General features: G+C 34.4%; 4 protein-coding genes. 2 read left to right on the top strand and 2 right to left on the bottom strand.

Annotated features, from left to right (window positions below):
- Positions 1–40: 40 nt before the first annotated feature.
- Positions 41–256: a hypothetical protein gene (locus ACP6PK_RS31585; RefSeq protein WP_426565756.1), complete on the bottom strand. Its 216-nt coding sequence runs from the start codon at positions 254–256 to the stop codon at positions 41–43.
- 226 nt (positions 257–482) lie between these two features.
- The gene (locus ACP6PK_RS31590) at positions 483–2,792 is read right to left on the bottom strand and encodes a DUF6798 domain-containing protein (protein ID WP_426565758.1); all 2,310 of its coding nucleotides are present in this window, start codon (positions 2,790–2,792) and stop codon (positions 483–485) included.
- Between the two features lie 2,215 nt (positions 2,793–5,007).
- On the opposite strand from ACP6PK_RS31590, the gene ACP6PK_RS31595 reads away from it, so the two are divergent.
- Both ACP6PK_RS31595 and ACP6PK_RS31600 read left to right on the top strand, forming a co-directional pair.
- Positions 5,008–6,693: a CHAT domain-containing protein gene (locus tag ACP6PK_RS31595; protein ID WP_426565760.1), complete on the top strand. Its 1,686-nt coding sequence runs from the start codon at positions 5,008–5,010 to the stop codon at positions 6,691–6,693.
- Positions 6,694–7,243: 550 nt separating this feature from the next.
- On the top strand, positions 7,244–7,849 hold the full coding sequence (locus tag ACP6PK_RS31600) for a hypothetical protein (RefSeq protein WP_426565762.1): 606 nt from the start codon (positions 7,244–7,246) through the stop codon (positions 7,847–7,849).
- Positions 7,850–8,353: the final 504 nt, after the last annotated feature.

Consider the following 8,353-nt stretch of genomic DNA (forward strand, 5'->3'; position numbering starts at 1 on the left):
TACCAATAATTATAATTATGACTGATAAACCAAGTCTGTACTAATCAGAATTAATCTGAAAAATCACCCATTCTCCTTCTTTATCCAAAACTTTTCCCTTAATATCTCCATGCCAGTCAACCCTAGTTAAAATATATTCAGCTCCATATTTTTTCGCCACATTAACTAATTCTTTTCCCGTCTGTTGGGGAAACAAAATTTCCATCGCTCCCACCGCTAACTTATCATTCAAAGAAACATTAAAAACATCTTCCATCCGATTTTTCTACTCTCTAATTTTTCACTAATATCTCTAAATATTAAAGCTAAATATATAGTAATCCGCGCTTATGTTGTAATTTTATATTAGAGGTTTAGTTTGCAAATCCTGTTTTAGCTTGGGTTTGGAGACCAAACCCCTACAGTTCTTTTTCACAACAAATAATTTAGGATTCTTATACTATACCAATAATTATAATTATGATCGATCGATCAAATCCCTACTAATCAGAATTTATTTGAAAAATCACCCATTCCCCTTCTTTATCCATAACTTTTCCCTCAATATCTCCATGCCAGTCAACTCTCGTCAAAATATATTCAGCTCTATATTTTTTCGCCACATTAACTAATTCTTTTCCCGTCTGTTGGGGAAACAAAATTTCCATCGCTCCCACCGCTAACTTATCATTCAAAGGAACGCCAAAAACATCTTCCATCCGATTTTTCCACTCTCTAATTCCCCTATCTGTTTGAGGAAAATGTTTAAAATCAACAATAACCGCTCTCTCTGAAAAAAATTGAAAATTTGACACAAACGGAGGGATTAAAATTACATCATCCTTATCACTAATCTCCCTAAATCTTAAAGCTAGTTTCGTAACTTCATCTTGGGGAACTCTATTAAATTTTACCTGTTGTTCAAATACCTCCAAAATTTTTCCTGGCAATGCCTCAAATAATCCTAAAACAAATACTAAACTCGTGGCGATCGCTAAACCATAAGTCATTAACTTTTTCTGAACTATTGTCACATCAACTTCATCTAAAATAAACGGAAAAATTAAAACCAAAAACAAACCAGGAATAACAAAAAAACGATTAATAATTAAATCTATCGGTGGATGTAAAAAGTAAAATATTAATTCTCCTAACAACATCAACAAAACTATGAATTTGTAATTCCATCTCTCCAAACAAAACAATCCCACTGATAAGATAAAAAAGCAAATACCCTGATAAGGTACAGGCAAAAAACGATTAATAATTAAATCTATGGGTGGATGTAACAAGTAAAATATGAATCCTCCGAACAAAATCAATAAAACTATTAACTTGTAGCGCCATCTTTCCAGAAAAAACAATCCTGCTGATAAGATAAAAAAGCAAATACCCTGATAAGGTACAGGCAAAATTAGAGAAATTATCAACAGTAAACCAAGCCCTAAATTTCCCTGTTGATATAATTGATTAACTAAAATACTCACAGCAATAAATATCATCAACTGAGCAAAAGGAACAGTTCTTGCCAACTGTAACTTAGCAAATAAAGCTAAGGGGTAAACTTCCACAAAAATATAACCCAAAAACAAAGCCAAAATTGACTCAGCAATAATCAGATAAAACTTCCATTTCTCTAGACATCTAACATCAGTAAAACTTAAATCTTTTTCCCTGATTTTTTTTTCTTTTATCTTTCCTATTTCTACCTCTGGAAAAGTCGAGCTGTGGGAAATTTTTGTCTCTGTTATCGACTCCTGCCATAAATATTCCGATTTAGTAATATCAATTTTGTGAATACATAAACAACCTCCCAAAATAAAACAGATAAAATCTAACCTAATTTTCCAATTCCAATAAGCAGGAATAATATGGTGAGGATTCCTGACCCAACCGTAGATAAAAACAAATTCTTCATTAGTTAATTTATTAGTGCTAGTCGTTCCAGTTAATACCATTGGCAGATAAACTAAACAAGCTAAACCAAAGAAAATAATTAACGGTACAATCACTAAAAAAATAAATTCATACCGAAGCAAGAAATTCATCAAATTAGTAATAGTTTTAAATTTTGACTGTCTTGAGTGCGTCTTACATTCTTTTCCCGAAGTATTTCCGGAGGAAACGGAAACCTCAGAATTACACACTCGCTTTTGACTTTTTACTTCCCCGAATACATTGACTTCCCCAAAAGAGTTTACTTGTTTTAGATTCTGATTTTTTATTGCCTCAATTAACATAATAGGAATTATGATAATTCCCGGCAAAACACCAACCAAAAATTGTAAAATTGAAGCAATACCAAAAAATAAATAACCAATTATCCATCTTTGCCGAAAACAGAAATAAATTCCCCAAACCGTCAAACTCATAGCAAATGTGGCGGGTATAGGAGTATTAGGAAAAAGTTTTAAATATCCAATTAAAGTGTAGGATATTAAACTCAGAAAAATTAAAACTGCTGCTGATAATTTGGAAGGAGTAAAAATTTTACTTATGGCAGATAAACCCCAAATCAAACTAATAAACGAAGTTAGATAAAAAATTAGATAACTCAGGGAAATACTACCAGTAAATTTGCTGAAAAAATAAATCAAATATTGATAGTAATATCTGGGAGTAAAATTCAACATTTCCTGAACATAGTAATCATTTTTATAGAGTTCAGGATTCAACATTGATTTAATTTGAGGAACGTGAGTGTAATGATTTCCCACTGGAAAAGTGTATCCTCTGGCAAGAAATGAGCCGAGAATTATAAAGATAAATAGAGATAAGGAAAAATGCCAACTATATTTTTTTATCTGCCACATTTGTTATTACAGAAAGAATGAAAGTAAGCATTCAGCTATTAGCATTTCCGTTCCGGAATGCTGTGCAAACAGCTTTCAGCTTTTCCTGGTAAATACTTTCACATTCAGCTTTTGAAAGTAATAACTACTAAAGTTATAAAGTTAGCTGATGACTAATTTCATTAGCATAACTTTTGATTCTCCTTTCATATCTGATAGCTGAATGCTTATGAATGAAGTAAGAAGAAAAATTTATCAAAATTTACAGCAGTTTCCCAAGTTATGAAGTACAACTGATAAGGTAAATATTTTTGGCTTGTTCCTCATTTTTTCTACTCCCTCAAAACATCAATATTATGGTAAGCATTCAGCTAGTTCCCATTCAGAATTCAGATGCATGAATATAATAAGTTATTAAAGTTAGCTAATTGACCAATTTAATCCATAACTTTTAATTCTGGTGAAAAGACTACTTCCTCCTTTCCTAGGAATTAATAACTAAAAGCTGAGAGCTATTAACGTAGTTCTTACGCAGGAGGCTAGTTGACTGCTGAATTCTTACATATTAGACATCTCGTGAAAAAGATATAGACTTTTTGCGCTTAGTAGGGAAAAGGGAAAAGGGAACAGGGAACAGGGAACAGGAAATTTATTCCTACGAAAAAGATACGAAAAATGATTGAGGAAAGTGAATTTTACCGAAATATTCTGGTTTAAAGCCTCCCCTTTTAAGAGGATAATAAATAAAAATTTTCCTGTTTGTCAATCCTCTTCTTTTCAAGGAGAGGCAATTCTTAATTCTTAATTCTTAATTCTTAATTCTTAATTATTGAAAACTCTAGCTTATCTTAAATAAAGAGCAAGTTTATTTTCTCGATAGGTCTATTCTGTAATTCATTAAGTAGGAAACTACTGTATTAGGACTTACGCAAAAAAAAATGTATATAGTGTTCAAAACTATAACGTTATAGTTATTTGAATCTATATATAGTAGAGATGCGTAATTCCTCTGTATGATTAATCTCCAGATTATGCAACACCAAAATTTGGTTTAAATTCCCTTTCAAACTATAAATTGCCGATAGCTAAATACTATTTAATACAACTAAAAAAAAGCTGATTGTTATCTAAAATGATACTTATAGAACCACTAAAGGGATCTATTTAAAAACAGAGGAGAGAGATGGGGAGATGGGGAGATAGGGAGATGGGGCGTATTATAGCAATCCTCCGCATATTCGTGGCAAAAATCTTACTGCTTTTTAGGCAACAGGCACTATTGCTACAGCTCATCTGGATGGAGTTTCAGGTTTTTTATCTACTTTTTGATTTGTCATAACCTATTTAGGATTGCTATATACCAATTCCCATGCATTAATGCTATACTTGATTAATACTTCAGTTATTAAGTAATTACCTTCGGAGAATTACCTTTTTGCTGATTTGAGATAATTTAATCTTTAGATTATCCTTATTTTTACTTCTCCCGTACGGAGGTATCGCTGCGCGACATGTTTACGGAGCATTCCGGAACGGAAAACCCATTTTTGCCTGTGCAACGTCCCTACACTCCCCTACTCAATCAAATGTAGAAAAGTTTTTGAGAAATGGTATTAGATATCTCCCACTCATCCAATCATCAAATCAATTATCACCCATAAATTATCAATTACTTCTCCACCAGGACCTATTTTCTGGAGATACGGTTAGGGCTTCTATACATTTTCTCAGCTATTTTAGATTAGATATCTCCCACTCATCCAATCATCAAATCAATTATCACCCATAAATTATCAATTACTTCTCCACCAGGACCTATTTTCTGGAGATACGGTTAGGGCTTCTATACATTTTCTCAGCTATTTTATAGCTGCAATTCATGTCAGTCCTATCGTCACCATATCTAACAACTTGGCCATGAACCGTAAAAACTTACCGAATAATTAACAATTAGTAATTATTAATTAAATCATTTAGGTTAAAAGCCTTCCCTTGTCAAGGGGAAAAAATAAATTTTTTTCCTTAAGTGTCAATCCTCTCCCTAAAAGGGAGAGGTAATTATCCATTATCCATTAATGAACCGTTATCTCTCCAACATTTTCGTAAGTTTCAAAAGCCAAAATTATTTATGATGCGAATAAAAGCGAAAGATTTACAATAATATAGTTAAACCAAACTAGCTGAAATATCTTCAAGTACATTAAGAATAAGAATAGAATAGTATAAAAAAAATTGAATGCCTTTCCCTCCAGAAAGTCCTTGCCTAAGTATAGCGATCGCCCGCCTGAACATCCCAGAAACAAATCACTTTGCAGTCTGGGTTATGCAGGCTCCTTTTCAACGGGGATATGTCCACCACGACCAAGTATGGCCAGAAACCTTATCAAAAGCTTGGCAAGCTTGGTTAGAAGTCTTCTCCCCCCAAAGTCTACCTGCTATTCCAATAGGTATACCTGAACCCGCCTTAGCATCAACCCCAAATATTCATCCTGCCCCTAAATCTGGTGTCAAAATAAATCGTACCAGTCGCCTAATGCAAAATCTAGGCATTAGTCTCTGGCAGTGGTTATTTCAAGGAGAAATTGGTAATAGTCTCCACCAAAGTCAAGGCATTGCTATTGGCCAAGAATTACCCTTACGAGTAAGATTGGATATTCGCGAACCAGAATTAATCGCCCTACCCTGGGAAATTATGCAACCAGGAGTCGCTTTACCCGCCTTTTCTCTAAGTCGGGAAATTTTATTCAGTCGTACCACCAGTGATGTTAACTCCTTACGCAGCCAACCACCTTCCCAATTTCTAAATATTTTGTTAGTAATTGGGGAAAGTAGCCCTCAAGGGCAATCCCCCACAGGTAATGGCCATCAATCTCTAGTTCCATCCAAATTACAACTAGAAGAAGAAGCAGCCCAACTAATTGAGGTTTTGAAAGCTCACAACATCACAAACCCCAATACACCCAGAGCTAATCCTACTATTCCTTGTAGAGTCGATACACTAATTCAGCCCACTCCAGAAGAATTAATTTCCTATCTAGATAAAAAAACTTATAATGTACTTTTTTATGCTGGTCACGGTACACCAGGTCCAGATGGTGGTTGGTTATTTTTGGCACCTAACACAACCCTCAATGGTACTGAGTTAGCACAAGTCCTAGTTCGGAATGGAGTAACCCTGGCAGTATTCAATGCTTGCTGGGGAGCGCAACCTGCTACAGAGCGCCTATCTTCTGGTGAAGTACAAGCAATACCACGCAGTAGTCTAGCAGAAGTATTAATCCATCATGGAGTACCTGCCGTTTTGGGGATGCGAGACGAAATTGCCGATAGAGAAGCTTTAAGTTTTATTCAAGCTTTTGCTCAAGGTTTGACAGAAGGAATGTTGATAGATCAGGCAGTAGCAGTAGCAAGACAACAATTATTAACTCTCTACAGATTTAATCAACCAGCTTGGACTTTACCAGTATTGTATATGCACCCAGAGTTCAATGGTCAATTAGTTCAAGTATTTGATGAATTAGTCACTCAACTACCTACTAACTCTCCAACTTGGATTAGCGGTTATACTTCTAGAGCTTTTTTACGTTCTCAAGATGATAATAATCAAGTCTGGCCAATTTGGGTTGGTACAATTTCGGTTGGGCGTTCTCAGGAAAATGATTTGGTAATTTTGGAGCGGTGGGTTTCCCAAAAACACGCAGAAATTTTTTGTCGTTGTTTACCCAATGAAGAGGTTGAACCAACTTACTTTTTACGAGATATTTCTCGTTTCGGGACTTTAATTTATCAGTCTGGTAGTTGGCAAAGAATACATCGTGATGAGGTTGCTATAGAATCAGGAACATTGCTAAAATTTGGCAGTTCTCAAGGTCAAGCTTTTGAGTTTGTAATTGAAACAACAGAAGACCTTACTAATGGATAATTGATAATTGATAATTGATAATGAATTATCTAATCCAAACTGGATTACGGAACTAGCTAGGTTACTGCACTAATGAATAATTGATAATTGATAATGAATTATCTAATCCAAACTAGATTACGGAACTAACTAGGTTGCTTCTGTAGCTAAAAAAGTAGGCAATAAAGATATTGCTAATTACCAATTGATAATTGATAATTGCGGAACAGTTTCCGCAAAGCTTCCCAATTCAAGTCGCTCCGAGTTTCATATCGGCTTCAAGAGTGGGGGAGTAGTGGAGTAGAGAGTAGTATAGAGGAGATGGTCAGATATATTTGTCCCTTGATTTTTCTGCTATTATTCTGCCTTTTATACTAACTTTTTGATAGTTTTAAACTTAAAAACAGGCACTTTGTTCTACCCAAAAATCCTAAAGCTTTTATCTTTCAAGGGTTTTAAATTTATTCAGCCACCCCTAATTATCCCCATTATTAATTATCAATTGTTAAAGAGGTAATTATCCATTATCAATTAATGAACTACTTCTAAATATTACCCATGGAATAAAATTATGAATAATCAGCCTTCCCGTTCTCAATTTTCTCTTAACAATGCCTCTACTGAGGTAGAATTAGATTTATTAAATGCGATAGTTCTAGACGATATTGCTTATCCTTGGAATCCTGAAACACCAGAATCAGATACTTATTTTAATTCTCTCGAACAAGAACTACCTTTGTCTGATTTATTCAATGATGTGGAAATGACTACCGCTTGCCAAAATTTTTATAGTCAAACTGACAAACTTTGGCCGATTATTGAGACTCAAAATGCTTTATATAAAAAGTTTGCAGATTTTGCTCCTAAGAATTTACTTAACAAGTTAGGCAAGATTGCGATTAATGTTGTCGATCAGGTAAATCGCTTAGGTTCTACTTTGTCTCTCTCAGATCAATTGGTACATTGTGTCAGCGAAGTTTTACCCGGTTGGGATTTAGAAGATTTGGAAGTAATGGCGCGTCCTCTTGCTTATTCCATGCGTGGAGAGCAAAATGATGCTGTAGAAAATACTTTGGCAACAATGCAACCTGTTGATTGGTATGATTTATCCGAAGTTGAACAAGCACGGTTAAGTTTAGCGATCGCCCTCTATGCTATATCTCAAGTCAGTAGTTAATTTTTCTATTCCTAAGTTATATATTAGCATCACCCATAACAGTTTTCATTTTTTCAACATATTCGCCTTTGATCTCTACCTAAACATCCTGCTTAACTAGGGATTAAAAGGCGTTAATTTTTTTTTCGTAAGCATTTAGTCGTCAGCTATTAACTGTTGCGCTCTAGTTTTTAGATTTTAGATAAAGTAGCGATCGCCTAATTTGATGAGATAGATAATTAATTCAACTGTTGCGCCATAGTTTTTAGATTTTAGATAAAGTCCGGGGGTAGCGATAGTCTGAGCTGATAATTAATTCAACTGTTGCGCTATAGTTTTTAGATTTTAGATAAAGTCCGGGGGTAGCGATAGTCTAAGCTGATAATTAATTCAACTGTTGCGCTATAGTTTTTAGACTTTAGATAAAGTCCGAGAGTGATAATAGTGTTATAGAACGCTACACGATCGCCTAATTTGATGAGGTAGATAATTAATTCAACTATTGCGCTCTAGTTTTTAGATTTT

The organism is Dapis hubbardiae BLCC-M172, from assembly GCF_050016015.1.
Taxonomy (GTDB): Bacteria; Cyanobacteriota; Cyanobacteriia; order Cyanobacteriales; family Microcoleaceae; genus Trichodesmium.

Bases quoted from the DNA above. Each gene is read 5' to 3' on its own strand.
- ACP6PK_RS31585 (WP_426565756.1), bottom strand. From the start codon at position 256: ATGGAAGATGTTTTTAATGTTTCTTTGAATGATAAGTTAGCGGTGGGA.
- ACP6PK_RS31590 (WP_426565758.1), bottom strand. From the start codon at position 2,792: ATGTGGCAGATAAAAAAATATAGTTGGCATTTTTCCTTATCTCTATTT.
- ACP6PK_RS31595 (WP_426565760.1), top strand. From the start codon at position 5,008: ATGCCTTTCCCTCCAGAAAGTCCTTGCCTAAGTATAGCGATCGCCCGC.
- ACP6PK_RS31600 (WP_426565762.1), top strand. From the start codon at position 7,244: ATGAATAATCAGCCTTCCCGTTCTCAATTTTCTCTTAACAATGCCTCT.